This is a genomic window from Acidovorax sp. Root402, assembly GCF_001425125.1.
In the GTDB taxonomy this organism is placed as follows: domain Bacteria; phylum Pseudomonadota; class Gammaproteobacteria; order Burkholderiales; family Burkholderiaceae_C; genus Acidovorax; species Acidovorax delafieldii.
In genome coordinates this window covers 14086-41032 of sequence record NZ_LMDQ01000004.1, presented here as the reverse complement: position 1 = coordinate 41032, position 26947 = coordinate 14086, and the positions used below count along the sequence as shown (strand labels likewise).

Sequence of the window (26947 nt, the reverse complement as noted above, 5' to 3'; positions counted from 1 at the left end):
TACGCCAGGTTTCCGGAGCCCACCCTACAGAAATCGGAGAATCGTCCAAGCTCATGACCTGTGGGAGTATCTGTAGAGCCTTGTGAAGGTTCTACACGGTTGGTACTGTCCCTCCATCGATCATGTGCTCCGAGCCCGACACCGATGCTGCGCGAGGAGACACCAGGAAGGTGATCAGGTCGGCAACTTCCTCTGGCGTGGCAGGCCGCCCGACCGGAATTCCGCCGAGCCAGTCCATCACCATCTTCTTCCCGCCCTCGTAGTCCGTGCCCGCTTCTGCGCCCATCCGCTCGACGAACGTTACCGAAGCCTCGGTTTCAATCCAGCCTGGCGAGACGCGCAGAACGCGCACTCCTTTCGGTGTGACCTCCTTTGACAAGGATTTGCTGTAGGTCGAGAGGGCACCCTTGGCGGCGGCGTACGCGGTCGTTGACTCCGGAAGTGGAAGCACACGCTGTATCGACGTCACATGCAGGACAACCCCTGTACCCTTGGCCAACATGGCGGGCAACAGCGCACGGTCAAGACGCACTGCTGACATCAGGTTCAGATTCAGCTCACTGAGCCACACAGCGTCATCCAGTGCCGCAAAACCACCTGCCGGAGCGGTCGAGCCTCCGACGGAGTTGATCAGGATATCGACACCGCCCCACTGCTCCTTCACCACGCGCGCCAGTTCGCTCACGCCTTCCGCCGTCGTGAGGTCAGTCTGGACGTAAGTCACACCTTCGAGCGGCCTGTCTGGTGCAGAGCGCGCAGTTGTCATGACCTGCACTCCGACTTCTTGGAGGCTCTTGACGACAGCAGCTCCCAAACCCTTGGTGCCGCCGGTAACCAGGGCGCGCTGGCCTTTCAATTGAAGATCGAAGTTCATGCTGTGACCTCCAGCAATGAAATCAGGCCGCGTTCCAGGCGAAAGCGATAGGACAGATTGATCGGGCTGCCAGGGAAGTTGCCTGTGACCTTGGCGCGGACGATCTGGAGGCCCTCCTCACGTTCCAGCGCAAACGGCACGGTCGTAGCTCTGTACTTGGCGGATGCCTCGGCCATAAAGGCCGTGATGGCTTCGACGCCGATGTAGGTGTGGCCATCGTCCTTCATGACCGCTTGCGGTGTGAAACAACGCCCCAAGGCCTCAGGGTTGTGCTCAGCCGCGAAGTACGCGGCAATGGGTTCAGGAAGAGTCGAGGGGTGCATGCTGGTGCTCCGTGTGTTGAATGAAGCCTAAGGATGCGTGCCGCTGTGAAATAAGTGAATCATCTAGAATTCGAATGAGCTATGTAGCAAGGAATACATAATGCGCGGGTTCGAATTTGCTGAGCTAAAAGCTTTTGCTGCCGTGGTCGAACGCAAGAGCTTTGCCCGAGCGGCTGAACATCTGGGCCTTTCGCCGTCTGCGCTCAGCCAGACCATTCGACAGCTCGAAGCCCGGATCGGCACGCGCCTTCTGAATAGGACGACACGAAGCGTCGCCCCCTCTGCAAGTGGCGAACTGCTTTATGGGCGCATAGCCCCCTTGTTTCGGGAAATGGATGCAGCAGTCGCTGAAGCCACCGAGGCTGCAGGGCACACCACAGGCACGCTTCGCATCAACACGCTGGGGATCGCCGCGAGAACCATCATTGCGCCCAGACTTTCACGCTTCCACCAGGCCTATCCTGAAGTGCTGCTCGACATCGTGGTCGACGACGCTCTGGCCGATATCGTTGTGGGCCGCTTCGACGCGGGCATCCGCGTAGGTGGGCGGCTTGAAAAGGACATGATTGCCGTGCGCCTCAGCCCAGACCTGAATATGGTTGCAGTGGCCTCTCCAGGCTATCTGGCTGAGCGAGGGGTCCCTAAGACGCCCGCCGATTTGCATAGCCATGCATGCATTAACTGGCGGCTCCAGATGGACGGCAGACAGTACCGCTGGGAGTTCGAAAAGAAGGGCCAAAAACTGGAAGTCGCGGTGGATGGTCCGGTTGTCACCAATCATGCTGACATTGGCATTGCTGCTGCGCTGAACGGGCTCGGCATTGCGTATCACTTCGAACGAGATGGTGTGGCCGAGCACTTGGCCCACGGCAGGTTAGTCCAGGTCTTGGCGGACTGGTCGATCTCACGCCACGGGCTGTTCCTCTACTACCCGAACAGGCAGCATCGACCAGCGCTCTTGGGTGCATTTATCGACTGTCTCTTGGACAGAGATTTGGACATAGGACGCAAAGCTGGGTAGTCCAAGTTGTAGCCCGAGGGGCCCATGCGCCTAACTGTGCAGTTGATTGCGCATTGAATTTGGTCGGCTACTTCGAGGTTGGTCGTTCAAGGTAGTGGATTGACTGAACGAACAAGCAACTCCGTTCAAATGTGCACGCGATCGCGCAGATCTATGCCTGGTTGATGCCATTGCTGAGCCTCGTTGGGAGGATATGGCGATGAGATGATGCACAAGGTAGAAGGTGCAATAGATAAAGCGGGGCCGTTCGGTCAACCGTTGTAGGAGTAGATGAGCAATCCCAACGCGGGAACAACCACCAGATCCTGCTCGTGGCCGGTAGTGAAGAACGCCCCTTCTTTGCCAACTGCGCGCTGAGCCTGCTCCAGCAATTCAGGCGGTTCACCTGCGCAGCTCTGCCCGCGGAACAGCTGGTCATGCGCATCGGTCAGCGTGGCTTGCCACGGCTGGTATTGGTGGTAGGGCTTGCCATCCCGCCCAAGCTGGGCCGCATCGAAGTAAGCCAGGCCCTGGCGACGAATGCGCGCCAGGCTGTCTTCTGAAAGCCGGAAAATTGCGTATCCACAACCCTCTCGGAAACCAACGATCTCATCGTGGTGCAGAACCTCCACCAGCTCGAATTGAGGAGGAATCGCCTGGCGATACAGCTCCACCTGCATATGGCTGCATCCTTTCATCGGCAGGAGTATCAGCACAAGCAGGGCGCAGGCCCAGGAGGTCAACCGCAGCGCGACAGTGGGCGGTTGATATCCGAGTAACTGGTGGAAGACATAGCCGTAACTTCTAGCCATGCCCCTTGCCAGAAAGAAGGTCGCCAACCCAAAGATGGCCAGGCACAGCAGGGCCATGCCCAGCGCGATTGCAATAAACATGGAACCCTTTCCAACCAAGAACCATTGAGCGTTGGGGCCAGTATTGGGTGCCTGCGTGAGGTCAACATGAAGTCTGTGAGGCGTATGTGATCTTCTGGCTGCATCCCCCGGCTGAGCCTTGATGACCGGAGCCGTCCCGCAGCAAACATCTCGCAAAGCCAAAAAAAAAGGGGGCAGACTCTCGTCCACGCCCCCTCAACGGCTGTACCGGGCAACTGGCCCGGCGCTCTCAGCTCAACCCACCAGCTCTGCGGCTTGGACCTCTGGCGCCACCCCGTAGTGGTCCAGCTGCATCGAATACTGTGCACGACCTGAGGACAGGGCCCGCAGGCTGCCGATGTAGCCGAACATCTCTTTCAGCGGTACCTCGGCCTCGACCGTGGCGGCGTTGCCACGCAGGCCTTGGGTACGCACCAGCCCGCGGCGGCGGTTCAGGTCGCCGATGGCATCGCCCAGGTAGTCGACCGGGGTGATGACCTCCACAGCCATCATGGGCTCCAGCACCTGGGGTGACGCTTTCGCAAACCCTTCGCGGAAGGCGGCCATCGCCGCCAATTCAAAAGCCAGCGTGGACGAGTCGTGCTCGTGGAAGCTACCGTCCAGCAGGGTGCGAGTGACTGCTCATGGCCGATAGTACTCATTCGATGACGCATCCCGTATGTATGCAAACAGCCTGAAGCAGCCCATCCAACTCCCCGTAGCTTTTGCCAGTCAGCGCTTCAACCGAGGCGCTTGAAAACATGTACTTCGGTGCACGGCTGTTGAGGGATCACCCCAAGGTGAAGATAAAACTTGCACTGACACTGACACCCATCCGTCTGCGGCAACCCTATGACTGCAACCAGCCGGGAGCTGCCATGGAAGCAACTCGGTTTCGACCAATTACAAAATAGTGTGCACCCACTTCTATTTTCGCTTCTGTTCTAAACGTTCCAAAGAACGACAGGCTGACGGCATACGCGGCAACTCCGCGCTAGCGATTCACCAAAATCTAAATTTGAATGGCGGAAAAACGAAAGTAGAGTGGCGTTCCGCAGCGTTCCGCACCTTCGCCCCCATGTTCTGAGGGGGTGTCTTGAAATGGCCACAAATGCCCGTATCATTAGCACTCACCGCAGACGAGTGCTAACACCGCACTCCCTGCTGGCAGTTTGGTGGCCCCGGATGGCCGGGGCTGATTGAGTCCCTCAGCTTTTTTACTGAAAACAGGAGCATTGCAATGAACCTTCGCCCTCTGCACGATCGCGTGATCGTCAAGCGTATTGAAAGCGAAACCACGACCGCTTCCGGCATCGTGATCCCTGACAACGCCGCTGAAAAGCCCGATCAAGGTGAAGTGTTGGCCGTCGGCCCCGGCAAGCGCAACGACAAGGGCGAAGTGCTCGCCCTGAACGTGAAGGTCGGTGACCGCGTTCTGTTCGGCAAGTACTCGGGCCAGACCGTCAAGGTCAAGGGCGACGAGCTGCTGGTCATGAAGGAAGACGACCTGTTTGCAGTGGTTGAGAAGTAATTTCTCTCCCCTCTGAATCACTCATCTTTTCATAGCTGCTAGTGCTTATTGAATAAGCGCTAGCAGCCAATTTGAATCAAATTTTCAGGAGCTCCAAAATGGCAGCAAAAGACGTAGTTTTCGGCGGCGAAGCCCGCGCTCGCATGGTTGAAGGCGTGAACATCCTGGCCAACGCGGTCAAGGTCACGCTGGGCCCCAAGGGTCGCAATGTGGTGCTGGAGCGCTCGTTCGGCGCCCCTACCGTGACCAAGGACGGTGTGTCCGTGGCCAAGGAAATCGAACTCAAGGACAAGCTGCAGAACATGGGCGCCCAGCTCGTGAAGGAAGTGGCCTCCAAGACCAGCGACAACGCTGGTGACGGCACCACCACCGCTACGGTGCTGGCACAAGCCATCGTGCGCGAAGGCTTCAAGTACGTGGCCGCCGGCATCAACCCGATGGACCTGAAGCGCGGTATCGACAAGGCTGTGACGGCCCTGGTCGCCGAGCTGAAGAAGGCTTCCAAGCCCACCACCACCTCCAAGGAAATCGCCCAAGTGGGTTCGATCTCCGCCAACTCCGACGAAACCATCGGCAAGCTGATCGCTGACGCCATGGACAAGGTTGGCAAGGAAGGCGTGATCACCGTGGAAGACGGCAAGTCGCTGGACAGCGAACTGGACGTCGTGGAAGGCATGCAGTTTGACCGCGGCTACCTGTCGCCCTACTTCATCAACAACCCCGAAAAGCAATCCGCGATTCTGGACAACCCCTTCGTGCTGCTGTTCGACAAGAAGATCAGCAACATCCGCGACCTGCTGCCCACGCTGGAACAAGTCGCCAAGGCTGGCCGTCCCCTACTGATCATTGCCGAAGAAGTCGAAGGCGAAGCCCTGGCTACGCTGGTGGTCAACACGATCCGCGGCATCCTGAAGGTTGTGGCTGTGAAGGCTCCTGGCTTCGGCGACCGCCGCAAGGCCATGCTGGAAGACATCGCCATCCTGACGGGCGGCAAGGTCATCGCTGAAGAAGTCGGTCTGACCCTGGAAAAGGTCACCCTGGCCGATCTGGGCCAAGCCAAGCGCATCGAAGTGGGCAAGGAAAACACCATCATCATCGACGGCGCCGGTGCCGCTGCTGACATCGAAGCCCGCGTCAAGCAAGTGCGCGTGCAGATCGAAGAAGCCACGTCCGACTACGACCGCGAAAAGCTGCAAGAGCGCGTGGCCAAGCTGGCTGGCGGCGTGGCCGTGATCAAGGTGGGCGCTGCCACCGAAGTCGAAATGAAGGAAAAGAAGGCCCGCGTGGAAGACGCACTGCACGCTACCCGTGCAGCGGTGGAAGAAGGCGTTGTGGCTGGTGGCGGCGTGGCTCTGCTGCGTGCCAAGCAAGCTGTGGGCGACTCGATCAAGGGCGACAACGCTGACCAGGACGCCGGTATCAAGCTGGTGCTGAAGGCAGTGGAAGCTCCTCTGCGCGAAATCGTGAACAACGCCGGTGGCGAAGCCTCGGTGGTGGTGAACGCAGTGTTGGCTGGCAAGGGCAACTTCGGCTTCAACGCTGCCAACGACACCTACGGCGACATGCTCGAACTGGGCATTCTGGACCCCACGAAGGTCACCCGCACGGCCCTGCAAAACGCTGCCTCCGTGGCATCGCTGCTGCTGACGACCGAAGCCATGGTGGCAGAGGCTCCGAAGGAAGAAGCCGGCGCTGGCGGCGGCATGCCCGACATGGGCGGCATGGGTGGCATGGGCGGCATGGGCATGTAATTGCCTGGCCCCTGCGCAGCGGCCCCGTGCTGACTGCGCAGCCCACTACACAAAAGCCCGCAGGCCTTACGGTCTGCGGGCTTCTGTTTTTCTATGGGGCCAACTCGGGCCACTGGCCTGCCGTGGGTTTACTCCCCACTGGGTTGCACCCACCAGTAAATCAGCACCAGGGTGCCGATACCGGTGAGGGACAGCAGCTGCCACCAGCCGGAACGGCCAATATCGTGCAAGCGGCGAGCCCCCACGGCCAGCGCGGGCAACAGCAGAGCCAGCGCGGCAATGCCATACAGCACCTGGCTGATCATGGTCGCAATCACCAGCACCCCGAGCTGAAACAGCGCAAACCACCAGAACTCGGAGCGTGGTGCACGGCCCGAAAACCCTGCGTACTGCGCGAAGCAGCTTTTGACAGCCGAAACAAAATCCATAGCGAATTCCCTCTCTTGAACAATCGTTGCTCGGTCACGGGGTATCCCCGCGTGGCCATGATAGAGGGGCGCTGCGACAAGTCCAGCCAACTCGGCGCGCGCAGCGGAGACACCGTACCGCTGGCACCACGGTGTCAGCGTCTCCTTTGCTCTTATTTTGATAGCTGTTAGTGCATATTGCACTAGCACACCAGGCGCTTTTGGCTGCAAACCCAGCGCCCAGAGCCCCTCAAGCCGCCTTGCGCAATGCCTGGGTGTCGCGCGCCAGCTGGGTGATGCGGGCCCAGTCGCCCGCGCGCACCGCATCGGTGGGCGTAAGCCATGAGCCGCCCACGCAGCGCACATTGGGCAGTGCCAGGTAGTTGGAGGCAGTGGCGTTGGTGATGCCACCCGTGGGGCAAAAGCTCACCTGGCCAAACGGGCTGGCCCAGGACTTCAGCAGCGGGATGCCGCCCACGGCCTCGGCCGGGAAGAGCTTGAGGAACGAGAACCCATCGGCCAGCGCCGCCATGATCTCGCTGGACGTGGCCACACCGGGCAGCAGCGGCAGGTTCAGGCCCTTGCAGGCGCTGCCCACGGCCGAGGTGTAGCCGGGGCTCACGGCAAACCGCGCACCGGCTTCGCTCGCGCGGCGCGCGTCATCGGCGTTGAGTACCGTACCCACACCCACCACAGCTTCGGGCAGATGGCGGGCGATGGTTTCGATGGCGGGCAGACCGGCAGCGGTGCGCAGCGTCACCTCCAGCACCTTCACGCCACCGGCCAGCAAGGCCTCGGCCAGGGGCAGCGCGTCTTCCACGCGGTCGATCACGATGACGGGGATCACCGGGCCATGGCTGGCGATGTCGAGGGGATTCATGGGGGCGGAAGCAGGGGTTACAGCCATGTGCAGGCTCCTTGTTCGGCACCGCCTGCGTGGCGGCGAAAGTTGGTGAAGAGTTCGCGGCCGAAGCCGATGGGGGATGGGGCGCTGCAGCGCTCCGGGGCGCGTGCGGCCCACTCGGCGTCGTCCACCAGCACATCGAGCGTGCCAGCCACCGCATCCACCCGCACGATGTCGCCATCACGCACCTTGGCCAGCGGGCCACCGGCCAGTGCCTCGGGCGTGACGTGGATCGCGGCCGGTACGCGGCCGGAGGCGCCGCTCATGCGGCCGTCGGTGACCAGCGCCACCTGGAAGCCCTGGTTCTGCAGCACTGCCAGCGGGGGCGTGAGCTTGTGCAGTTCTGGCATGCCGTTGGCTTGCGGGCCCTGAAAGCGCACCACGGCCACCATGTCCTGGTTCACCTCGCCCGCGCTGAAGGCTGCGAGCAGTGCTTCTTGCGAGTCAAAAACTCGCGCTGGGGCTTGGACGATGTGGCGGTCTTCGGGCACGGCCGACACCTTGATCACCGCGCGGCCCAGGCGGCCTTGCAGCAGGCGCAACCCGCCGGTGGGTGAGAAGGGTTCGCTCACAGGCCGCAGCACCGAAGTGTCGCCCGACGCCGCCGGTGCGCTCTTGCCGCCATCGGCAATGCCGCCCGCGTTCACGCTCATCACATCAGGGTGCATCAAGCCACCCGCCAGCAGCTCGCGCAGGATCCAGGGCGGGCCGCCCGCCGCCTGAAACTGGTTCACATCGGCATCGCCATTGGGGTACACGCGGGCCAGCAGAGGCACCACCGACGAGAGTTCGTCAAAGTCCGTCCAGTCGATCAGGATGCCCGCACTGCGTGCAATTGCCACCCAGTGGATCAGGTGGTTGGTAGAGCCGCCCGTGGCCAGCAGGGCCACCATGGCGTTGACGATGCAGCGCTCGTCCACCAGCTTGCCGATGGGGGTGAAGCGGTTGCCCCGTTTGCCGATGTCGAGCACCGTACGCAGCGCCTGGCGCGTGAAGGCCTCGCGCGCCTCGCTGCCGGGCGACTCGAACGCTGCACCGGGCACATGCAGGCCCATGGCTTCGAGCAGCATCTGGTTGCTGTTGGCCGTGCCGTAGAACGTGCAGGTGCCAGGGCTGTGGTACGCGGCCGATTCGGCCTTGAGCAGTTCGTCACGGCCCACCAGGCCTTGTGCGTACTGCTCGCGCACCTTGGATTTTTCCTTGTTCGACAGGCCTGTGCCCATGGGGCCTGCGGGCACAAACACGCAGGGCAGATGCCCGTAGTGCAGCGCGCCGATCAGCAGGCCGGGCACGATCTTGTCGCACACGCCCAGCAGCAGTGCACCATCGAACACATCGTGGGACAGCGCTACCGCAGTGGCCATGGCAATGGCATCGCGGGAGAACAGCGACAGCTCCATGCCGGGCGTACCCTGCGTCACACCATCGCACATGGCGGGCACGCCACCGGCCACTTGCACCGTGGCACCGAGCTGGGCGGCCTCATCACGCAGGATAGCGGGGTAGCCCTGGTACGGCTGGTGCGCCGAGAGCATGTCGTTGTAGGCCGTGACGATGCCGATGTTGGGCGCCTTCTCGACCGTGACCTTGAACTTGTCCGATCCCGGCAATGCCGCGTAGGCGTGGGCCAGGTTCGCGCAGCCCATGCGGTCTTGTGCGGGCTTGCGGGCAATCATGGCGTCAACGCCGGCAAGGTAGGCGCCGCGGGTGTCTGCGCTGCGCTGGACAATGCGCTCGGTCACGCGCGCTACAACTGGATGCATGGAAGTCTCCATCGGTGGGTGGCAGGACCCCGTGCATTGCGCCAGGGTCGTTATCTGAGGCCCTAGAATGTAACTCGATAACCACCCCAATTCAACCCATGTCCCTGCAAACCTTGCCCTTGCCGCCGTCCGAACTGGGTGAATCCCCCTTCTGGCACCCCACGGAAAAATCCCTTTACTGGTGTGACATTCAGGGACAAGCGGTGCACGCATGGCATCCTGACAGCGGCCACCACCGGCAGTGGCACATGCCCAGCGAGCCCGGCTGCTGCGCCCCTGCGGCTGATGGGCGATTGGTAATCGGGTTACGAAACGGTTTCTATCTTCTGGATCCGGCCAAGGACAGCGCAGACCCTACCGCCCTCACCTGCCTGGCCCTGCTGCCGCCCGAGCAGCATGACACCACGGTCCTGCGCCTGAACGACGGTCGCTGCGACACCGCAGGCAGATTCTGGGCGGGCTCGGTCATCACGCCCCGCCCCGCACCGAATGCGGCACTGTGGTGCCTGCAGGCCGACCCGGCCAGCACCACAGGCTACCGCGTGCGCTACATGGCGGGCGACAACTTCACCGCGAATGGCCTGGCCTTCAGCCCCGACAACCGCACGATGTACTGGTCCAACACGCCGGAGCACCGCATCGACCAGTTCAACTTTGAGGTGGCCACGGGCGATATCACCAACCGCCGCCCCTGGGTGCAGTTCGACCGCAAGGTGGACGGCCAGCCCTACGGCGGCAGACCCGATGGTGCGGCAGTGGATGTGGATGGCAACTACTGGGTGGCGATGTACGAAGGCGCTTGTGTGTTGCAGCTTTCGCCAGTAGGTGAGGTGCTGCAGCGCATTGCGGTGCCGGTGCAGTGCCCGACCATGGTGTGTTTTGGGGGGCCGGATCTGCACACGCTGTTCATCACATCGGCGCGGGCGGGGAGGCCTCTTCAAGAACAGCAGGCAGCGGTTGCAGCGGGGTCGCTGTTCAGCATGCAGGTCGAAGTGGCTGGGCTGCCGGTGAATTTCTTCAAGGTGTGAAAAGCGCCGAGCAACTGGTCACAGTGGGGCACAAAGGCCAGCGCTCCATCACCAGCCCGCCAACGCGCCGATCTCCTCGCGCACGATCCGATAGCTGAGGCGGTCACTGACCAACCTTGCACCCAGGCTCTCGTAAAACGCAATGCCCCGGGCGTTGGACGACTTGACCGTCCAGTCAATGCGGCCACAGCCGTTGTCCAGCGCGTATCGCGCCACCCATTGCATCAAAGCCAGGCCAATACCTTGGCTCCGATGGTGCGGAGAAACAAACAGCTCCTTAAGTACACACTGCCGCTGGTGGGCGGGCTCGGGCTCCACCAACGAATACACCAGGTAAATGGCGGCAAACCCCAACAACTCGCCGCCGAGTTCTGCCGTCACCAGTCGAATCTGAGAGTGGGGTCCACACAGGTTGTCCAACAGGTGGTTGCGCACAAGGACCTGGTCGAGCGCACGGCCCGGGTGGTAGTGATCATGCAGCGCAAGCAGCAAGTCCACCATCTGCTCCTGTTGCGCCGGGGTCAGCAAACCGACTTCCATGTTTCCTCTCCTGCTGGACCGGATGGTTCCGATGGGGTGAGCTTACGCCGACAGGGTGACTCGCTGGCGGTCAGCCCTTCTCAGCCCCCAGCCCCAGCGCTCCCAACACGTCACAACACGCCCCCATGTTGTGATAGTCCACCTTCCCCGCATTGCTCTTCTCGCGGGTGGTGTTGCGGTTGTTGCGGTGCAGGATGCGAAACCAGGCGCCATGTTCGTGGTCCACAAAGTGGGCCCAGCAGTAGGCCCATATGCGGTCGTACCACTGCCAGTAGCGCGCGTCGCCCGTGCGCACGGCCAGCACCGCAGCGGCGGCCATGCTCTCGGCCTGCACCCAGTGGTATTTGCCGTCGTCGCAGATGCTGCCGTCGGGCGCCATGCCGTAGTACAGGCCGCCGTGTTCAGCATCCCAACCGCGCTCCACAGCGGTGTTGAACAGGCGCTGCGCGCAGGGTAAATGCCAGTCGGCGGGCAACGAGGCATCGAGTTGCAGCAGCAGCTTGGCCCATTCGGTCTGGTGGCCGATCTGGTAGCCCCAGGGGCGGAAGATGTTGCTGCGGTCATTGCGGTTGTAGTCCCAGTCCACGGACCAGTCGGCATGGAAGTGCTCCCACACCCAACCTTCGGCAGCGGGCGCAAGGGCGCGGGTGGACAACGCGGCCTGCCGCTGGCAGATGCCTTGTGCGAGCTGCTCGGCACGCTCGATGTAACGACGCTCGCCCGTGGCGCGGAAGGCCGAAATCATGGCCTCGCAGGCGTGCATGTTGGCGTTCTGGCCTCGGTAGCTGGTCACCTGCCACTCGGGGCTTACCTCGTCGGCATACAGGCCTGCGGCAGGTTGCCAGAAGTGCTGTTCGGCAGTTTCAAAAGCCTCAGCCAGCCAAGCGCGGGCCTCGGGCACTCCGGCCTCGTAAGCGCGGGCATACGCCAGCATCACAAAAGCCATGCCGTAGCAGTGGCGCGTGGCGTCTTGCACGGTGGTGCGGCCATCCTGCCAGTCGATCAGCCAGGCGTAGCCGCCCGTGGCAGGGTCGAGAAACGCGGTGCGCAGGAACGTGAGCGCGTGCCGCATGCCCGCCTGATAACGCGCCTCCCCCGTGGTGCGGTAGAGCATGGCGTGCGTGACCACAAAACGGGTGGCGCTGACGAGATGGCGGGTGTGCGTGTTGTAAACCGTGCCGTCGTCCAGAAAGAAGTGGAACTGCCCGCCGCTCGGATCGGTGGCCACGGGGTCGTAGAACGCCATGGTGTCACGCAGATGCTGGCGCAAAAAGGCTGCGGAGCGGAAGTCCGGATAGGGCGGAATCGCCATGGGAAGTGTCTCCTGATGCGTTAGCTGTCGACCAGAAACTGTGCCGGCTTCTGCCGGCAGGGCGCCCGGTCTTCCGCCAGAGCGACCCCGAGGACTTTGCTGTGCTGCGAAGGTCAGGCAGGGCTGCGCAGCAAGCCCAGCAGGCCAGCGGTGGAGCCATCGAGCCCCTCCACATCACCGCTCTCCAGCCGGGCCTCTAGGTCCTTGGCCAGCACCTTGCCCAACTCCACGCCCCACTGGTCAAAGCTGTTGATGCCCCACAGGCTGCCGCTCACAAACACGCGGTGCTCCTGCAGTGCAATCAGCGCGCCCAGCGATGTGGGGGTGAGTGATTCGAGCAGCATCAGGGTGCTGGGGCGGTTGCCCGGAAAGTGCCGGTGGCCGTCGTCGCTGGCCTTGCCCACCATCAGCGCCTGCGTCTGCGCCAGCGCGTTGGCCAGCAGCTTTTGCTGGTGGCCGGGCAGCGGGTGCGAGGCCTTGCGCACGGCGACGATCTCCAGCGGCAGCACATCGGCGCCCTGGTGCAGCATCTGGAAGAACGCGTGCTGGCCGTTGGTGCCGGGCTCGCCCCACAGCACGGGCGATGTGACGCAGGCCAGCGTGCTGCCGTCTTGCGCCACGCGCTTGCCGTTGCTCTCCATCTCCAGCTGCTGCAGGTAGGCCGAGTAGCGCCCCAGCGCGGCGTGATACGGCGCGATGCAGCGGCTGGTGAAGCCGTGGAAGTTGCGGTACCAGACATCGAGCAGACCCAGGCGCACCGGCAGGTTCTGCGCCAGCGGTGCGGTGCGGAAATGCTCGTCCATGGCGTGCGCGCCCGCAAGGAAATCTCGGAAGCTTTGGGCACCGATCGCGATGGCAATCGGCAGGCCAATGGCCGACCACAGCGAGTAGCGGCCGCCCACCCAGTCCCAGAAGCCGAAGGTGGTGGTGATGCCGAGGGCCGCTGCGGCCTCGATGTTGGTGGTGAGCGCCGCAAAGTGGCGGGCCACCTCGCGCCCGCCCTGGGCACCAAACCACGCCAGGGCCGAGCGCGCGTTGGTCATGGTCTCGGCCGTGGTGAAGGTCTTGGACGCGACCAGGAACAGCGTGCTCTCGGGCCGCAGGCCCTTGAGCACGTGGTGCAGCTCGTGCCCGTCCACGTTCGACACAAAGTGAAAGCGCTTGCTGGGGATGCGGAACTCTTCGAGCGCGCGCACGGCCATGTGCGGGCCCAGGTCCGACCCGCCGATGCCAATGTTCACCACGTCGGTGATGGCGACATCGCTGCGCACCTGCTCGGCGTACTGCAGCATGGCATCAAGCGTGTGGTGCACGTCGGCCAGGCGCTGCGCGGTCTCCGGCACATCACCAGGCAGGGCCACGCCTGCAGGGCGGCGCAGCAGCGTGTGCAGCACGGCGCGGTTTTCAGTGGTGTTGATGGCCTCGCCTCCAAACATCGCATCGCGGTGTTGCACCAGGCCGCAGTCGCGGGCCAGGTCCAGCAGCAACGCTTCGGTATCGCGGTCCCACAGGTTCTTGGACAGGTCAGCAAATACATGCGGAGCCGACTGGCTGAAGGCTGCAAACCGCTGGGCATCCTGCGCAAACGCCTGGCGCATGTCCAGGTGCTGGCCGTGGGAGGCGTAGTGGGCGGCCAACTGGGGCCACAGCGCAGACTGGTCGCAACGGAGAGGCATGGTCATCAAACGGGTAAGGTGAAAAAAGCGCCGAGATAGTAACTTGATTACACGACAAAGTGGCCTATTAACAGGTTCTTTTGGGTTACAAGCAGTAGATACAAGGCACTCCTCTTTAGAAAATCATGTAACGTGATTACAATCCCACGCAACAAAACGAACCACCCCATCACGGAGACACCATGAGTTTTGACCTCGTCCTGTTCGGCGGCACCGGCGACCTCGCCTGGCGCAAGCTCATGCCCGCATTGTTTCAGGCCTTTCGGCATGGCACGCTGCCTGAGGGGGGACGCATCATCGCGGTGGCACGTGATGACCTGAGCGACGAACAATACCGCAGCCTGATCCAGTCGCGGTTCGACAGCGTGGAGCTGGCCAAGCGCCCCAGCCCGGACGAGTTTGCACGCTTCGCCGCGCTGCTGCACTACCTGCGCATGGACTTGTCCAAAACCCAGGACTACGAGCGCCTGGCCGAGACGCTGAAGGCGCGCGGAGCCGACTCGGTGGTGATGTATGTGGCCACTGCGCCCAGCCTGTTCACCAATGTGTGTGAGCAGATCGCCGCCGTGGGCCTGAACGGCCCCACCACCCGCGTGGTGCTGGAAAAACCCCTGGGCCACGACCTGCAGTCCAACCGCGCGATCAACGACACGCTGCGCCGCGTGCTCAAGGAAGAGCAGGTCTTCCGCATCGACCACTACCTGGGCAAGCCGTCCGTCCAGAACCTGTTTGCGCTGCGTTTTGGCAACGCGCTGTTCGAGCCCCTGTGGCGCCGCGAAACCATTGCCAACATCCAGATCACGATTGCCGAGGAGCTGGGTGTGGAGTCGCGCGGCGCGTTCTACGACCAGACCGGCGCGATGCGCGACATGGTGCAGAACCACGCGCTGCAGCTGCTGTGTGCGATTGGCATGGAGCCCCCCATCAACTCCAGCGCCAACGCCATCCGCGACGAAAAGCTCAAGGTGCTGCAGTCGCTCAAGCCCTGGACGCTGGAGACCATCGGCCAGCACGTGATCCGTGGGCAGTACGCCGCCGGCAACCACCAGGGCCAGCCCGTGCCTGGCTACACGCAAGAAAAAGGCGTGTCCGCCAGCAGCACCACCGAAACCTTTGTGGCGCTGCGCACCGAGATCAGCAACTGGCGCTGGGCCGGTGTGCCGTTCTACATCCGCACCGGCAAGCGGCTGGCGGGGCGCGACGCGCACATCGTCATCAACTTCCGGCCCGTGCCCCACCCCATCTTCAAGACCCCTGCGGGCGCTGCCAACCGCCTGGTGATCAACCTGCAGCCCAAGGACGGGCTGGAACTGCACCTGATGGCGCAGGGTGCCGCCCAGCACCAGACCGAGCCCGCGCTGTCGCAGGTGCACCTGAACCTGGACTTTGACCAGCGCTTTGGCACCGAACGCGTAGGCGCCTACGAGCGCCTGCTGCTCGACGTGATCGCTGGCCGCCTGAACCTGTTTGTGCGCAGCGACGAGCAGGAAGAAGCCTGGCGCTGGGTGGAGCCCATCCTGCAGTACTGGAAGAACGACCCGGCAGGCCCCCGCCCCTACCCCGCAGGCAGCTGGGGCCCGCGTGCGGCCAGCGCGATGATTGCGCGCGACGGGTATTGCTGGAGTGAGGAGATGTGAGAGCCTCGCGTCCGGCGGCTGCAGACCTTCGCAGCCTCGGCCGCCGGGCCTTGTTTTCTTAGGTCTGCGCAGCCTCGCTGTGCAGCCACGACAGAAACGCCTCCACCGCTGGGCGCTTGGCGTGCCGCTCGGGGTACACGGCGAAATGCGCCTTCACCCGTACGGCCTGGTCCATGCCGAACGGGGCCTTCAGCCTGCCATCGGCCAGGTGCCCACCCGCGTTGACGGCGCTCTCTAGCGCCACGCCCAGGCCCTGTGTGGCGGCGTCCAGGGACATCTGGGCGCGGTCAAACCGCAGGGAGAAACGGTCAGGCGCCCGCAGTTTGGTGAACCGGCCAAACCAGTCCGACCACTGCACGATGCTCACATTGCTCTGGATCAGCGGCAGGTCCAGCAACTGCTCCGCGCGCTTGAGCTTGTGTGCCTTGATGAAGGCCGGGCTGGCCAGCGGCACGATCGCTTCCTCGAACAGCGGCTCCACCACCAGATCGCCCCACTGCGGAATGCCATAGCGGATGTCGATGTCGGCCTGGCCGAGCGCGAAATCGCTGGGCGTGTGGGCGGCTGAGAGGTTGAGCGATATCTCCGGGTAGGCCTGCGCAAAGCGGTGCAGGCGCGGCATGAGCCACAGGCTGGCGATGCTGGGTGCCGTGTGCACATACAGGCTGTTGCGGATGCCATGCCGCAAATCGTCGGTGGCCGTGGCAATGGCGTTGAGCGCAGCCCCCACGTGCATCAGGTAATGCTCGCCCGCAGGGCTCAGGCGCACCCCGTGGGCGCTGCGCTCGAACAGGCGAATGTCCAGTTGCGCCTCCAGCCGCGAAACCTGGTGGCTGATGGCCGAGGCCGTGAGGTTCAGCTCCGCCGCTGCCAGCGCAAAGCTGCGGCGGCGTGCCACGGCCTCAAAGGCCTGCAGATTGGCAATGGGCGGCAAGGTGGGCATGGGGTGAACCCTGACGTTAGATGACGGAATGTCATCTTACGCTGATGATTCATCGCTTGTCATCATCTTGAGCGGCTTTGAGAATCGGCTCCCAGAACAGGAGACACCGCTTTGACAGCCGCCCTCACGGGCAGCGTACAAGTCTCCTGCACCTTCACACCACAGGAGACAAGACACATGCTGCTAAAGGACCAGGTTGCCATCATTACCGGAGGGGCGGGACTCAACGGCCTCGGGTTTGCCACCGCCCGCCTGATGGCCGAGCAAGGCGCCAAAGTCGCCATCCTCGACCTCGAAGCCGCCGACCCCGCAGGCGCCGCCGCGCGGCTGGGCGAGGGCCACCTGGGCCTGGTGGCCGATGTGACCGACAAAGCATCGTGCGATGCCGCCGCCGCCCAGGTGTATGCCCATTTCGGCCGCATCGACACGCTGGTCAACAACGCGGGCATCACCCAGCCCGTCAAGACGCTGGAGATCACGGGCGCCGACTACGACCGCATTCTCAACGTCAGCCTGCGTGGCACGCTGTACATGTCCCAGGCTGTGCTGCCCACGCTGCGTGCACAGCAAAGCGGCTCCATCATCTGCATCTCGTCGGTGTCGGCCCAGCGCGGCGGCGGCATTCTGGGCGGGCCCCACTACTCGGCCGCCAAAGCAGGTGTGCTGGGCCTGGCCCGCGCCATGGCCCGCGAGTTTGGTCCCGAGAACATCCGCGTCAACTGCATCACCCCCGGCCTGATCGGCACGGACATCATCAAGGGCAAGCTGACCGAAGAGAAAAAGGCCGAGATCGCGGAAACCATTCCACTCGCCCGCCTGGGCCGGGCCGATGACATTGCCGGAGCCTGCGTGTTTCTCGCCAGCCCGCTTTCGACTTATTGCACCGGCATCACGCTCGATGTGAACGGCGGCATGCTGATCCACTGACCGCCCTCACGACCTCTCAACAAACATAAACCAGGAGACAAACCATGCAACGCAAAACCTTCACCCGCACCCTGCTGACAGCCGCTGCTTTGGCGGTGGCACTGCCCGGGCTCGCGCAGGCGCAGACCATGAAGCTCACGCTGGGCCATGGCGCTGCCCCCGGCAATCCGCGCCACGAGGCCGCTGTCAAATTCGCCGAAACCCTCAAGGCCAAGACCGCAGGCCGCATCGAGGTGCAGGTGGCGCCCTCCGCGCAGCTGGGCGACGACGCCGCCATGGTCACGGCCGTACGCACCGGTGCGCTCGACATGACGGCGAACTCGCAAGGCGCCGTGTCGGTGGCTGTGCCCGAGTACGCCGCCTACGGCATGCCGTTCATGTTCTCCACCCCCGCGCAGGCCTTCAAGCTGCTGGACGGCCCGCTGGGCCAGGAGCTGGCACAGAAGTCGGCCGACAAGGGCATGGTGGTGCTGGGCTATTGGGACAACGGCATCCGCCACATGACCAACAGCAAACGCCCCATCACCAAGGTCGAAGACATGAAGGGCTTGAAGATGCGCACCCCGCCCGACGCAGTGCTGGTGGACATCATGCAGGCGCTGGGTGCCGAGGCACAGCAGATCAAGTTTGCCGAGCTGTACGTGGCGCTGCAGCAGGGCGTGGTCGATGGGCAAGAGAACCCGCTGGTCAACATCCACGCCAGCAAGCTGTACGAAGTGCAAAAGCACCTGGCACTGACGAGCCACATGTTCCAGATGACGCCGTTCCTGATGAGCAAGCGCACCTGGGACCGCCTGTCCGACGCGGACCGCAAGGCCGTGACCGAAGCGGCAGCAGAGGCCACGGCACTGCAGCGCAAGATGTCGCAAGAGGCCGACGACAAGCTGCTGGACGACCTCAAGGCCAAGGGCGTGCAGGTGACCACGGTGGACAAGGCCGCGTTTGCCAAGGCCACGGCTGCGGTGGACGCCAAGTGGCTGACCACGCCCATCGGCCCGTACCTCAAGAAAGTCATCGCCGCCGCGCGCTGATCGTTCGGGGCGCTGCGGCGCCTGTCCTCATTTCCCCCGAAGCCGCTGCACGGGCCCCAGCCCTGCAGCCCAAGGAGTCTCCCGATGAACCTCATCGAATGGGCCGTTGTCGGCGTATGCCGAGTGCTGCTGTGGATCAGCACGTCCGTCATCTTCATCATCCTGGTGGCCAACACCGTGTTGCGCTACGCCACCGGCACCAGCCTGCAATGGGCCAATGAGGTGCCGGAGCTGCTGTTTCCGTGGCTGGTCATGTCTGGCGTAGTGCTGGCGGCAGCGCACGGTGCCCACATCACCACCAGCTTTCTGATGGACGCCGTACCGCCCGCGCTGCGCCGTTGGGCGGCCATCGGCAGCTGGCTGGTGGTGGCAGCGCTGTACGGCACGCTCGCCCGGGCCACCTTTCAGATGCTGGAGATCGTGCACGACGAGAAGTCGCCCATCCTGCAGGTGCCCGGGTCGCTTACCTATGGCTGCGTGATGGGTGGACTGGTGATGCTGGCGTTGCTGGCGCTCAAGTCGGCCTGGAACGCCTGGGCCACCCCGCCGGTGCCCAGCGCCCCCGGTGCCGAGACCGCCGTACCCGAGGCGCACTGGTAAGCCCCGCCACCCCTGCCAAGGAACTCACCATGAGCGCCCTCATTCTTTTTGTCTTTCTCGGTGCGGCCGTGCTGGCCATGCCCATTGCCCATGCGCTGCTGGTCGCGGCCATGGCGGCCGCCGCCACCTCCGACCGCGTGCCGCTCGACCTGCTGGTGCAGCAGATGGTGGCGCAGGTGCAGAGCTTTCCGCTGATCGCGATCCCGTTCTTCATGCTCACCGGCTCGCTCATGATGGGCGGCCGCCTGGGGGCTGCGCTGGTGGGCGTGCTCAGCACGCTGATCGGCCGCTTTCACGGCGGGCCCGCGCAGGTGGGCGTGCTGTCGTCCACGCTGTTCGGCGGGGTGTCGGGTTCGGCCGTGGCCGATGCCTCGGCCATCGGCTCGCTGCTGATTCCCTGGCACAAGCGCCTGGGCTATCCGCCCGCTTTTTCTGCCGCCACGCTGGCTGCAGCGGCCACCATCGACATCCTGATCCCGCCCTCGATCCCGATGATCCTGTTCGCGCTGACGGCCAATGCCTCCATCGCGGCACTGTTTGTCGCAGGCATCCTGCCTGGCATCCTGATGTGCGTGGGCTTCATGTTCATGTGCTGGTGGGTCGGCAAGCGCCGCAACTTCCCACGCGACACCACCCCCATCAACTGGAGTGAATTCCGCGTGCACCTGCTGTACTCGTCGCCCGCGTTGCTGCTGCCGGTTCTGATCGTGTTGTTCCTGCGCTTTGGCATTGCCACACCCACCGAGGTGGCCGTTTTGTCCACGTTGTACGCCGCTGCGGTGTCGGTGGTGGTGTACCGCGACCTGTCGCTCAAGCGGCTGAACGATGCCGTGGTGCATGCGGGCCTGGCGACCGGCGTGGTGCTGCTGGTGATCATGGCCTCTGCCGCCATCGGCTGGCTGCTGACCTATGACCAGATGCCCACGGGTGTGGCCCACTGGATCCAGCAGAACGTGAGCCAGGGCTGGATCGTGATTCTGATCATGAACCTGCTGATGCTGTTCATCGGCATGTTCATCGACCTGCCCGCCGCCGTGTTGCTGCTGACCCCGGTGTTCCTGCCCCTGGCCGAAAGCATTGGCATGGACCCGGTGCAGCTGGGAATCATGATGGTGGTGAACCTGGCTGTGGGCCTCTACACCCCGCCGGTGGGCACCACGCTGTTCATCACCAGCGCACTGGCCAAGGTCAAGGTGGGCCAGACGGTGCGCGAGCTGGGGCCGTTCTACTTTGTGGCCTTCCTGGTGCTGGCTCTGGTGTCTTACGTGCCGGCCTCGATCCTTCGCTGACCGCTTTTCTTCCCCGCTTTCACACAGGAGAACTCCATGACTTCCGCCGCAGACAAACTGCAGGCGCTGGCCCGGTGCGCCCATCGCATCCGCCGCTACGCCGTTCGCATGGGTGAGGTTCAGGGCCAGGGCTACATCGGCCAGGCCCTGGGCTGGGCCGACGTGCTGGCCGTGGCCTACGGCCACGCGCTGAACCTGCAACCCCAAGACCCCACCTGGGAGGGCCGCGACCGCTTTCTGCTCTCGCACGGGCACTACGCCATCGCCCACTACGCGGCGCTGATCGAAGCCGGCGTGATTCCGCAGGAGGAACTCGAAACCTACGGCAGCGACGACAGCCGCCTGCCCATGAGCGGCATGGCCACGTACACACCGGGCATGGAAATCTCAGGCGGCTCACTGGGCCAGGGCCTAGTGATCGGTGTGGGCATGGCACTGGGCCTCAAGCAGAAGAAGAACCCTGCCTTCGTCTACAACTCCATGAGCGACGGCGAGCTGGACGAAGGCTCGACCTGGGAGGCCGCGATGTCGGCCGCCCACCATCAGCTCGATAACCTGATCTGCCTGGTGGACATCAACAACCAGCAGGCCGATGGTCCCAGCAGCAAAGTGCTGGGCTTCGAGCCGCTGGCCGACAAGTGGCTGGCCTTTGGCTGGCATGTGCAGCGTGTCGATGGCAACGACCTGGCTGCCGTACTGGCGGCCTTTGACACCGCGCGAAATCTGACAGAGCCCAAGCCGCGCGTGATCCTGTTCAACACGCTCATGGGCAAGGGCGTTCCCTTCCTGGAGACGCGCGACAAAAACCATTTCATCCGCGTCGATCCGCCCGAGTGGCAGCAGGCCCTCGCCATCCTCGACCAGAACGCACCCTAAGGAGCCGCCGCATGAACACCGTCGCCGAGAAAAAACCGCGCCTGACCACCTCCGCCATGATCGCCTCCATCGCGGGCGAGGGGCAGCGCGTCAAGGCCGCACCGTTTGGCAAGGCCTTGGTCGAACTGGCCGCCACCCGCCCCGAGATCGTGGGTATGACCGCCGACCTGGCCAAGTACACCGACCTGCACCTGTTCGCACAGGCCTACCCCGAGCGCTTCTACCAGATGGGCATGGCCGAACAGCTGCTGATGGGTGCGGCAGGCGGCATGGCCAAGGAAGGGCTGATTCCCTTCGCCACCACCTACGCCGTGTTCGGCACGCGCCGCGCGTACGACTTCATCCACCAGGTGATTGCCGAAGAAAATCTGAACGTGAAGATGTGCTGCGCGCTGCCCGGCCTGACCACCGGCTATGGCCCGAGCCACCAAGCCACTGAAGACATCGCCATGATGCGTGGCATCCCGGGCCTGACCATCATCGACCCCTGCGATGCCCTCGACATCGAGCAGGCCGTGCCGCAAATGGCGGCGCACAACGGCCCCGTCTACATGCGCCTGCTGCGCGGCAATGTGCCGCTGGTGCTGGACGAATACGACTACCAGTTCGAACTGGGCAAAGCAAAGCGCCTGATGGATGGCGACGAGGTGCTCATCATTTCCAGCGGCTTCCTGACCATGCGCGCGCTAGAGGTGGCCAAGGCGCTGCAGGCCGACAACATCGGCGTGGGCGTGCTGCACTGCCCCACCATCAAGCCCCTGGACACCGCAACCATCCTGGCCGAGGTGCAGCGCAAGCCGCGCCTGGTGGTGGTGGCCGAGAACCATTCGATGGTTGGCGGCCTGGGCGAGGCTGTGGCCAGCGCGCTGCTGCAGAACGGCGTACAGCCCGCGCGGTTCCGCCTGGCGGGGCTGCCCGATGCCTACCTGGATGCGGGGGCCCTGCCCACGCTGCACGACCGCTACGGCATTAGCACCGAGGCGTTGTCGGCGCGCGTCAAGGCGTGGTTGACATAGGGCCGTATCCAGGGGGGCAGGTCCGCACTCTCTGCGCCAGCGCAATGGCCACTCCGTGTTGCTGTGGCGTTGCAGCGATGTGCAGGTTACCGCGCCCTGCCCTCTTCCACCAGCTCGATCGGCAACCCGTCCGGGTCGGCAAAAAAGGTGAACACCGCCCCGGTGAACGGGTCCGTGCGCACCGGCTCCACGGCCACGCCATGGGCGGCCAAGGCAGCTACGCTAGCCGCCATGTCGGCCACGCGCAGGGCGAGGTGGCGCAGGCCGCAGGCCTCGGGGTAGGACGGGCGAGACGGCGGATTGGGAAAAGAAAACAGCTCCACCTGCGTGCCATCGGGCAGTTGCAGGTCGAGCTTGTACGACTGCCGCTCGGCGCGGTAGTGCTCGTGCACCACCTGCAAGCCCAGCACCTCGGTGTAGAAGCGGCGGGAGCGGGCGTAGTCGCTGGCGATGATGGCCACATGGTGCACGCCGGTGGGCCGGAGCATGGGCGGTGGTGCGCTGTTGCTGCTCATGCGTCCGAGCCCGCAATGTCCAGCGCACGCGATGCGCCAAACAGCGCGGGCGTGGCGCTGGGGTCGATGACCCAGCAGGGAATGGTCGCCAGATAGGACTGGAAGCGCCCTTTGGATTCAAACCGTGCGCGGAACGGGGACTGGTCAAACCACGTGCCCAGTCGCGGCACAATGCCGCCGCCCAGGTACACGCCACCGCGCGCACCCAGCGTGAGCGCCAGGTTGCCCGCCACATTACCCAGAAAGCCGCAGAACAGCTCCAGCGCCTCCAGCGCCAGCGGGTCGTTGGCCTGCAGTGCCAGCTCGGTCACCTGCGCGGCGGAGCTGACTTCCTTGCCACCGCGCTGGGCCAGCCGGCGCAGCGCGTGGTACAGGTCCACCAGCCCGGCGCCACACACGGCGCGTTCGGCCGACACATGGCCGTAGCGCTCTTGCAGGATGCCCAGCACATCGAACTCGCGCTGGGTCTGCGCGGCCAGCGTGACATGGCCGCCCTCGCCCGACAGCGGCACCCCCAGGCTCGAGCCGGGCGGAAACACCAGGCCCGACACCCCCAGGCCCGTGCCCGGGCCCAGCAGCGCAATCGCAGCGCCCGGCACGGCCACACCGCCGCCCACGGGGCGCAGCTGCTCGGGCGTGAGCAGGGGCAGCGCCAGTGCAAGTGCGGTGAAGTCGTTGATGACCACCAGCCGCTCAAAACCAAACGCCTCGCGCACGGCGCGCTGCGAGAAGCTCCAGCTGTGGTTGGTCATGCGGATGGCGTCTCCCGTGACCGGGTTGGCGATGCCAAACGCCGCCTCGCGCGGGGTGGCGATGTTCACTTCGGCCAGATAGGCCGCTAGTGCGGCGTCCACCGTGGGGAACTGTGCGCAGGGCAGCACACGGGTGTCGTGCAGAGGGCCATCGGGCTGGTCTTGCCAGGCCAGGCGAATGTTGGTGCCGCCAATGTCGGCCAGCAGGCGCAGGGGTGTCATGCGGTGTTTTTAAGCAAAAACAGCTGCTAGCGCTAGTAGAACATGCGCTAGCAGCTATTGTTTCAATAGCAACCAGTGTGCTGCCCCGCAAATAGCTGCACGAAATGAAATCGATGACATCGCGCCCAGAGCAAGGCGCAAACCGCAGTGATAGCAGTCGCTATCGCGAGGATTTGCAACGCAGCCTTGGGGGTGAGGACGCGATTTCATGTGCAGCTATTTGCGGGACAGCACACTACATGCAACGATCCGGCGGCGCTTGCGCCGCGCGGCTCACGCCAGCCGATTCTCGCTGCTGGCGTCAAACCAGTGGGCGTTGGCGGGCTCTACCGCCAGGCCCACGGCGTCGCCGGGCTGCACGCGGGTCTGGGCGTCGGTGCGCAGCGTGACGCTGCCTGCGGCCGTGTCCACCATCACATAGGTGTCGGGGCCCGTGGGCTCCACCACGCTGACGCGGCCGCGCCACGGGGCCGTCTCCTGCATCACCAGGTGCTCTGGGCGCACGCCCAGCAGCACCTCGTTGGCACTGGCGGGGGCCGCCAGGTTTAGCGCTGCGCCCTGGATGCCAAACTGCCCGCCCGTGGCCGCGCCGCGCAGCAGGTTCATGGTGGGCGAGCCGATGAAGGTCGCCACATAGGTGTTGGCCGGGCGGTTGTAGATGTCGTCCGGCGTGCCCAGCTGCTGCACCACACCGCCCTTCATCACCGCGATGCGCGAGCCCAGCGTCATGGCCTCGACCTGGTCGTGTGTGACGTACACGCTGGTGATGCCGCTGGCCTGGTGCAGGCGCTTGATCTCGGCGCGCATCTCCACGCGCAGCTTGGCGTCCAGGTTGGACAGCGGCTCGTCAAACAGGAACAGCTGCGGCTGGCGTGCGAGCGCCCGGCCCATGGCCACACGCTGACGCTGCCCGCCCGACAGCTGGCTGGGCCGGCGGTCCAGCAGGTGGCTGATCTGCAGCATGGTGGCCACTTCGTCGATGCGCTTTTGGCGCTCGGCCTTGGGCATCTTGCGCATCTCCAGCGCAAAGCCGATGTTGTCGGCCACACTCAAGGTGGGGTACAGCGCATAGCTCTGGAACACCATGGCGATGTCGCGGTCGCGCGGGGGCATGCCCACCACGTTCTTGCCGCCGATGCGGATCTCGCCCTCAGTGGGTTCGTCGAGCCCCGCAATGATGTTGAGCAGCGTGGACTTGCCGCAGCCCGAGGGGCCGACCAGGATGAGGAACTCTCCGGGGGCGACGTGGATGTCCACCTTGCGCAGCACTTCCACGCTTTTGTCGCCCTTGCCAAAGCGCTTGTTGATGCCTGCGATATCCAATGAAGAAGCCATGATTTATCCCTTCACTGCGCCAGCTGTTAAGCCACGCACAAAAAACTTGCCTGCGAGAACGTAGATCACCATGGTTGGTAGGCCAGCGATGATCGCGGCCGCCATGTCCACGTTGTAGGCCTTCACACTGCTGCTGGTGTTGGCCAGGTTGTTCAGGCCCACGGTGATGGGCTTGGACTCGGTGCCCGAGAACACCACGCCAAACAGAAAGTCGTTCCAGATGTTGGTGAACTGCCAAATGAGCGTGACCATGACGATGGGCGTGGACAGCGGCAGCACGATGCGCCAGAAGATCTGCCAGAAGCTTGCGCCATCCATGCGGGCTGCGTTCACCAGCTCCTTGGGGATGGCCGCGTAGTAGTTGCGAAAGAACAGCGTGGTGCCCGCCAGCCCGGCCAGGCAGTGCACCAGCACCAGCCCGGTGATGGAGCTGGACAGCCCCAGCCAGCCCAGCACCTGGCTCATGGGCAGCAACACCACCTGGAAGGGCATGAACACGCCAAACAGCAGCAGGCCAAACAGCGTGTCGCTGCCGCGAAACTTCCACAGGCTCAGCACATAGCCGTTGAGTGCGCCCCACACGGTGGAGATCAGCACCGCAGGCACGGCCATGGCCACCGAGTTCCAGAAAAACGGGCGCAGGCCGTTGCAGTCCACCCCCGTGCAGGCGCTGGACCATGCGGTAGACCAAGCCGACCAGTTCAACCCGCCGGGCAGCGCCAGCAGCGAGGTGCTGCGGATCTCCTCGGCGTCCTTGAACGAGGTGACCAGCATGGCGTACAGCGGCAGCAGAAAGAACGCGGTGGCCAGGGCCAGCACGCCATAGACCAGCAGGCGACCCACGGACGGAAACACGGAGGGCTTAGCGGTCATGGGGTTTGCTCCGCAGTTCGCTGTAAAGGTAAGGAATCACCAGGGCCGCCACGGTGGCCAGCATCATGGTGGCGCTGGCCGCGCCCAGGCCAATCTGCCCGCGCGAGAACGACATGGTGTACATGAAGGTGGCGGGCACATCGGTGGCAAAACCGGGGCCACCCGCGGTCAGCGCCATCACCAGGTCAAAGCTCTTGATGGCCAGGTGCGACAGCACCATGAGCGTGGAGAAGAACACCGGCCGCAGCGCGGGCAGCACGATGCGCCAGTAGATGCGCGGCAGCGAGGCACCATCGACCTGCGCGGCCTTGATGATGCTGTCGTCAATGCCGCGCAGCCCGGCCAGAAACAGCGCCATCGCAAACCCGGCGCTTTGCCAGATGCCGGCGATGACCACGCAGTAGATCGCCATCTCGGTGTCCACCAGCCAACCAAATTCAAAGTTCGTGAAGCCCCAGTCGCGCACCATCTTTTCGATGCCCAGGCCGGGGTTCAGCAGCCACTTCCAGGCCGTGCCGGTCACCACGAACGACAGCGCCATGGGGTACAGGTAGATGGTGCGCAGCGCGCCCTCGGCGCGGATCTTCTGGTCCAGCAGCACGGCCAGCACCACACCAATCACCAGCGATCCGCCCACATAGCCCACGCCAAAAATGCCCAGGTTCTTCAGGGCGACCCACCAGCGGTCCATCTCCCACAGGCGCTCGTACTGCGCCAGGCCCGCCCATTCGTAGTTGGGCAGCATGCGCGATGCGGTGAGGCTGAGCACGCCGTTCCACACCATGAGGCCATAGATGAAGGCAAAACCCAGCACAAACGCCGGGGTCACCACCAGCCTGGGCAGCCAGGTTTCAAAGGAATTCTTCATTGCTTGCGAATCTCTCTTGCGTACGCACTGCACACGCTGCGCGCGCGGTACGCGGTGTCTCGATCAGTCACTGAATCACCGT

General features: G+C 64.0%; 26 protein-coding genes and 1 pseudogene. 11 read left to right on the top strand and 16 right to left on the bottom strand.

What is annotated here, in order from left to right; all coding sequences use genetic code 11:
• Nucleotides 1-91: 91 nt before the first annotated feature.
• The gene (locus ASC83_RS04085; protein ID WP_056058506.1) at nucleotides 92-874 is read right to left on the bottom strand and encodes an SDR family oxidoreductase; all 783 of its coding nucleotides are present in this window, start codon (nucleotides 872-874) and stop codon (nucleotides 92-94) included.
• Entirely contained in the window at nucleotides 871-1197 is a 327-nt protein-coding gene (locus ASC83_RS04080; protein ID WP_056058503.1) for a nuclear transport factor 2 family protein, read from the bottom strand. Before ASC83_RS04080 ends, ASC83_RS04085 begins: the two co-directional genes overlap by 4 nt.
• 100 nt (nucleotides 1198-1297) lie before the next feature.
• Here ASC83_RS04080 and ASC83_RS04075 point away from each other — a divergent pair, with 100 nt between their 5' ends.
• Nucleotides 1298-2218, top strand: coding sequence for a LysR family transcriptional regulator (locus tag ASC83_RS04075; RefSeq protein ID WP_056058500.1), 921 nt, complete (start codon nucleotides 1298-1300; stop codon nucleotides 2216-2218).
• A gap of 251 nt (nucleotides 2219-2469) precedes the next feature.
• On the opposite strand, the gene ASC83_RS04070 is transcribed toward ASC83_RS04075, so the two are convergent.
• Nucleotides 2470-3090: a hypothetical protein gene (locus ASC83_RS04070; protein WP_056058498.1), complete on the bottom strand. Its 621-nt coding sequence runs from the start codon at nucleotides 3088-3090 to the stop codon at nucleotides 2470-2472.
• Nucleotides 3091-3324: 234 nt separating this feature from the next.
• Nucleotides 3325-3699: pseudogene (gene fusA / locus ASC83_RS04065) on the bottom strand (elongation factor G); the annotation flags it as partial.
• Between the two features lie 610 nt (nucleotides 3700-4309).
• Between fusA and ASC83_RS04060 the strand changes: the two are divergent.
• The gene (locus ASC83_RS04060; RefSeq protein ID WP_056058492.1) at nucleotides 4310-4600 is read left to right on the top strand and encodes a co-chaperone GroES; all 291 of its coding nucleotides are present in this window, start codon (nucleotides 4310-4312) and stop codon (nucleotides 4598-4600) included.
• A gap of 98 nt (nucleotides 4601-4698) precedes the next feature.
• Entirely contained in the window at nucleotides 4699-6351 is a 1653-nt protein-coding gene (gene groL / locus ASC83_RS04055; RefSeq protein ID WP_056058489.1) for a chaperonin GroEL, read from the top strand.
• Nucleotides 6352-6479: 128 nt separating this feature from the next.
• On the opposite strand, the gene ASC83_RS04050 is transcribed toward groL, so the two are convergent.
• From ASC83_RS04050 to edd, 3 genes are all read right to left on the bottom strand, one after another.
• On the bottom strand, nucleotides 6480-6779 hold the full coding sequence (locus tag ASC83_RS04050; RefSeq protein WP_015012623.1) for a DUF805 domain-containing protein: 300 nt from the start codon (nucleotides 6777-6779) through the stop codon (nucleotides 6480-6482).
• Between the two features lie 229 nt (nucleotides 6780-7008).
• The gene (eda, locus tag ASC83_RS04045) at nucleotides 7009-7665 is read right to left on the bottom strand and encodes a bifunctional 4-hydroxy-2-oxoglutarate aldolase/2-dehydro-3-deoxy-phosphogluconate aldolase (RefSeq protein ID WP_056058486.1); all 657 of its coding nucleotides are present in this window, start codon (nucleotides 7663-7665) and stop codon (nucleotides 7009-7011) included.
• The gene (gene edd, locus ASC83_RS04040; RefSeq protein WP_056058483.1) at nucleotides 7656-9425 is read right to left on the bottom strand and encodes a phosphogluconate dehydratase; all 1770 of its coding nucleotides are present in this window, start codon (nucleotides 9423-9425) and stop codon (nucleotides 7656-7658) included. The genes eda and edd overlap by 10 nt, the downstream gene beginning before the upstream one ends.
• Before the next feature lie 98 nt (nucleotides 9426-9523).
• Here edd and ASC83_RS04035 point away from each other — a divergent pair, with 98 nt between their 5' ends.
• Nucleotides 9524-10453 (top strand): SMP-30/gluconolactonase/LRE family protein, encoded by a 930-nt coding sequence (locus ASC83_RS04035; RefSeq protein WP_056058479.1) that lies wholly within the window; start codon nucleotides 9524-9526, stop codon nucleotides 10451-10453.
• Between the two features lie 48 nt (nucleotides 10454-10501).
• Here the strand turns inward: ASC83_RS04035 and ASC83_RS04030 are convergent, their stop codons facing one another.
• The 3 genes from ASC83_RS04030 to pgi form a co-directional block, all read right to left on the bottom strand.
• Nucleotides 10502-10993 (bottom strand): GNAT family N-acetyltransferase, encoded by a 492-nt coding sequence (locus ASC83_RS04030; RefSeq protein WP_056058477.1) that lies wholly within the window; start codon nucleotides 10991-10993, stop codon nucleotides 10502-10504.
• Between the two features lie 70 nt (nucleotides 10994-11063).
• Nucleotides 11064-12305 (bottom strand): AGE family epimerase/isomerase, encoded by a 1242-nt coding sequence (locus ASC83_RS04025; protein WP_056058474.1) that lies wholly within the window; start codon nucleotides 12303-12305, stop codon nucleotides 11064-11066.
• Nucleotides 12306-12418: 113 nt separating this feature from the next.
• Nucleotides 12419-13987: a glucose-6-phosphate isomerase gene (gene pgi, locus ASC83_RS04020; protein WP_056058471.1), complete on the bottom strand. Its 1569-nt coding sequence runs from the start codon at nucleotides 13985-13987 to the stop codon at nucleotides 12419-12421.
• A gap of 176 nt (nucleotides 13988-14163) precedes the next feature.
• On the opposite strand from pgi, the gene zwf reads away from it, so the two are divergent.
• Nucleotides 14164-15618, top strand: coding sequence for a glucose-6-phosphate dehydrogenase (gene zwf / locus ASC83_RS04015; RefSeq protein ID WP_056058469.1), 1455 nt, complete (start codon nucleotides 14164-14166; stop codon nucleotides 15616-15618).
• Nucleotides 15619-15676: 58 nt separating this feature from the next.
• Here the strand turns inward: zwf and ASC83_RS04010 are convergent, their stop codons facing one another.
• The gene (locus ASC83_RS04010; protein ID WP_056058464.1) at nucleotides 15677-16561 is read right to left on the bottom strand and encodes a LysR substrate-binding domain-containing protein; all 885 of its coding nucleotides are present in this window, start codon (nucleotides 16559-16561) and stop codon (nucleotides 15677-15679) included.
• Nucleotides 16562-16738: 177 nt separating this feature from the next.
• Here ASC83_RS04010 and ASC83_RS04005 point away from each other — a divergent pair, with 177 nt between their 5' ends.
• The 6 genes from ASC83_RS04005 (at nucleotide 16739) to ASC83_RS03980 (ending at nucleotide 22300) form a co-directional block, all read left to right on the top strand.
• Nucleotides 16739-17488: an SDR family NAD(P)-dependent oxidoreductase gene (locus ASC83_RS04005; RefSeq protein ID WP_056058462.1), complete on the top strand. Its 750-nt coding sequence runs from the start codon at nucleotides 16739-16741 to the stop codon at nucleotides 17486-17488.
• A 44-nt stretch (nucleotides 17489-17532) separates the two neighbouring features.
• A complete protein-coding gene (locus ASC83_RS04000) occupies nucleotides 17533-18519 on the top strand; it encodes a TRAP transporter substrate-binding protein (RefSeq protein ID WP_056058457.1) in 987 nt (328 codons plus the stop codon).
• Between the two features lie 84 nt (nucleotides 18520-18603).
• Nucleotides 18604-19119 (top strand): TRAP transporter small permease, encoded by a 516-nt coding sequence (locus ASC83_RS03995; RefSeq protein ID WP_056058454.1) that lies wholly within the window; start codon nucleotides 18604-18606, stop codon nucleotides 19117-19119.
• A 29-nt stretch (nucleotides 19120-19148) separates the two neighbouring features.
• A complete protein-coding gene (locus ASC83_RS03990; RefSeq protein WP_056058450.1) occupies nucleotides 19149-20408 on the top strand; it encodes a TRAP transporter large permease in 1260 nt (419 codons plus the stop codon).
• A gap of 36 nt (nucleotides 20409-20444) precedes the next feature.
• Nucleotides 20445-21284, top strand: a complete 840-nt coding sequence (locus tag ASC83_RS03985; RefSeq protein ID WP_056058448.1) for a transketolase — start codon at nucleotides 20445-20447, stop codon at nucleotides 21282-21284.
• An 11-nt stretch (nucleotides 21285-21295) separates the two neighbouring features.
• On the top strand, nucleotides 21296-22300 hold the full coding sequence (locus tag ASC83_RS03980; RefSeq protein ID WP_056058445.1) for a transketolase family protein: 1005 nt from the start codon (nucleotides 21296-21298) through the stop codon (nucleotides 22298-22300).
• An 86-nt stretch (nucleotides 22301-22386) separates the two neighbouring features.
• Here the strand turns inward: ASC83_RS03980 and ASC83_RS03975 are convergent, their stop codons facing one another.
• The 5 genes from ASC83_RS03975 to ASC83_RS03955 form a co-directional block, all read right to left on the bottom strand.
• The gene (locus tag ASC83_RS03975; RefSeq protein ID WP_056058442.1) at nucleotides 22387-22815 is read right to left on the bottom strand and encodes a VOC family protein; all 429 of its coding nucleotides are present in this window, start codon (nucleotides 22813-22815) and stop codon (nucleotides 22387-22389) included.
• A complete protein-coding gene (gene glk, locus ASC83_RS03970) occupies nucleotides 22812-23789 on the bottom strand; it encodes a glucokinase (RefSeq protein WP_056058439.1) in 978 nt (325 codons plus the stop codon). Before glk ends, ASC83_RS03975 begins: the two co-directional genes overlap by 4 nt.
• Before the next feature lie 273 nt (nucleotides 23790-24062).
• Nucleotides 24063-25124 carry an ABC transporter ATP-binding protein gene (locus tag ASC83_RS03965; protein WP_056058437.1) on the bottom strand — a complete coding sequence of 354 codons (1062 nt, stop codon included), beginning with the start codon at nucleotides 25122-25124 and terminating at the stop codon, nucleotides 24063-24065.
• Nucleotides 25125-25127: 3 nt separating this feature from the next.
• The gene (locus ASC83_RS03960; protein ID WP_056058434.1) at nucleotides 25128-25997 is read right to left on the bottom strand and encodes a carbohydrate ABC transporter permease; all 870 of its coding nucleotides are present in this window, start codon (nucleotides 25995-25997) and stop codon (nucleotides 25128-25130) included.
• Nucleotides 25987-26865, bottom strand: a complete 879-nt coding sequence (locus ASC83_RS03955; RefSeq protein WP_015012611.1) for a carbohydrate ABC transporter permease — start codon at nucleotides 26863-26865, stop codon at nucleotides 25987-25989. Before ASC83_RS03955 ends, ASC83_RS03960 begins: the two co-directional genes overlap by 11 nt.
• Between the last annotated feature and the right edge of the window lie 82 nt (nucleotides 26866-26947).

Coding starts and splice junctions, on each gene's coding strand:
- ASC83_RS04085 (WP_056058506.1), bottom strand. CDS start 874: ATGAACTTCGATCTTCAATTGAAAGGCCAGCGCGCCCTGGTTACCGGC.
- ASC83_RS04080 (WP_056058503.1), bottom strand. CDS start 1,197: ATGCACCCCTCGACTCTTCCTGAACCCATTGCCGCGTACTTCGCGGCT.
- ASC83_RS04075 (WP_056058500.1), top strand. CDS start 1,298: ATGCGCGGGTTCGAATTTGCTGAGCTAAAAGCTTTTGCTGCCGTGGTC.
- ASC83_RS04070 (WP_056058498.1), bottom strand. CDS start 3,090: ATGTTTATTGCAATCGCGCTGGGCATGGCCCTGCTGTGCCTGGCCATC.
- ASC83_RS04060 (WP_056058492.1), top strand. CDS start 4,310: ATGAACCTTCGCCCTCTGCACGATCGCGTGATCGTCAAGCGTATTGAA.
- groL (WP_056058489.1), top strand. CDS start 4,699: ATGGCAGCAAAAGACGTAGTTTTCGGCGGCGAAGCCCGCGCTCGCATG.
- ASC83_RS04050 (WP_015012623.1), bottom strand. CDS start 6,779: ATGGATTTTGTTTCGGCTGTCAAAAGCTGCTTCGCGCAGTACGCAGGG.
- eda (WP_056058486.1), bottom strand. CDS start 7,665: ATGGCTGTAACCCCTGCTTCCGCCCCCATGAATCCCCTCGACATCGCC.
- edd (WP_056058483.1), bottom strand. CDS start 9,425: ATGCATCCAGTTGTAGCGCGCGTGACCGAGCGCATTGTCCAGCGCAGC.
- ASC83_RS04035 (WP_056058479.1), top strand. CDS start 9,524: ATGTCCCTGCAAACCTTGCCCTTGCCGCCGTCCGAACTGGGTGAATCC.
- ASC83_RS04030 (WP_056058477.1), bottom strand. CDS start 10,993: ATGGAAGTCGGTTTGCTGACCCCGGCGCAACAGGAGCAGATGGTGGAC.
- ASC83_RS04025 (WP_056058474.1), bottom strand. CDS start 12,305: ATGGCGATTCCGCCCTATCCGGACTTCCGCTCCGCAGCCTTTTTGCGC.
- pgi (WP_056058471.1), bottom strand. CDS start 13,987: ATGACCATGCCTCTCCGTTGCGACCAGTCTGCGCTGTGGCCCCAGTTG.
- zwf (WP_056058469.1), top strand. CDS start 14,164: ATGAGTTTTGACCTCGTCCTGTTCGGCGGCACCGGCGACCTCGCCTGG.
- ASC83_RS04010 (WP_056058464.1), bottom strand. CDS start 16,561: ATGCCCACCTTGCCGCCCATTGCCAATCTGCAGGCCTTTGAGGCCGTG.
- ASC83_RS04005 (WP_056058462.1), top strand. CDS start 16,739: ATGCTGCTAAAGGACCAGGTTGCCATCATTACCGGAGGGGCGGGACTC.
- ASC83_RS04000 (WP_056058457.1), top strand. CDS start 17,533: ATGCAACGCAAAACCTTCACCCGCACCCTGCTGACAGCCGCTGCTTTG.
- ASC83_RS03995 (WP_056058454.1), top strand. CDS start 18,604: ATGAACCTCATCGAATGGGCCGTTGTCGGCGTATGCCGAGTGCTGCTG.
- ASC83_RS03990 (WP_056058450.1), top strand. CDS start 19,149: ATGAGCGCCCTCATTCTTTTTGTCTTTCTCGGTGCGGCCGTGCTGGCC.
- ASC83_RS03985 (WP_056058448.1), top strand. CDS start 20,445: ATGACTTCCGCCGCAGACAAACTGCAGGCGCTGGCCCGGTGCGCCCAT.
- ASC83_RS03980 (WP_056058445.1), top strand. CDS start 21,296: ATGAACACCGTCGCCGAGAAAAAACCGCGCCTGACCACCTCCGCCATG.
- ASC83_RS03975 (WP_056058442.1), bottom strand. CDS start 22,815: ATGAGCAGCAACAGCGCACCACCGCCCATGCTCCGGCCCACCGGCGTG.
- glk (WP_056058439.1), bottom strand. CDS start 23,789: ATGACACCCCTGCGCCTGCTGGCCGACATTGGCGGCACCAACATTCGC.
- ASC83_RS03965 (WP_056058437.1), bottom strand. CDS start 25,124: ATGGCTTCTTCATTGGATATCGCAGGCATCAACAAGCGCTTTGGCAAG.
- ASC83_RS03960 (WP_056058434.1), bottom strand. CDS start 25,997: ATGACCGCTAAGCCCTCCGTGTTTCCGTCCGTGGGTCGCCTGCTGGTC.
- ASC83_RS03955 (WP_015012611.1), bottom strand. CDS start 26,865: ATGAAGAATTCCTTTGAAACCTGGCTGCCCAGGCTGGTGGTGACCCCG.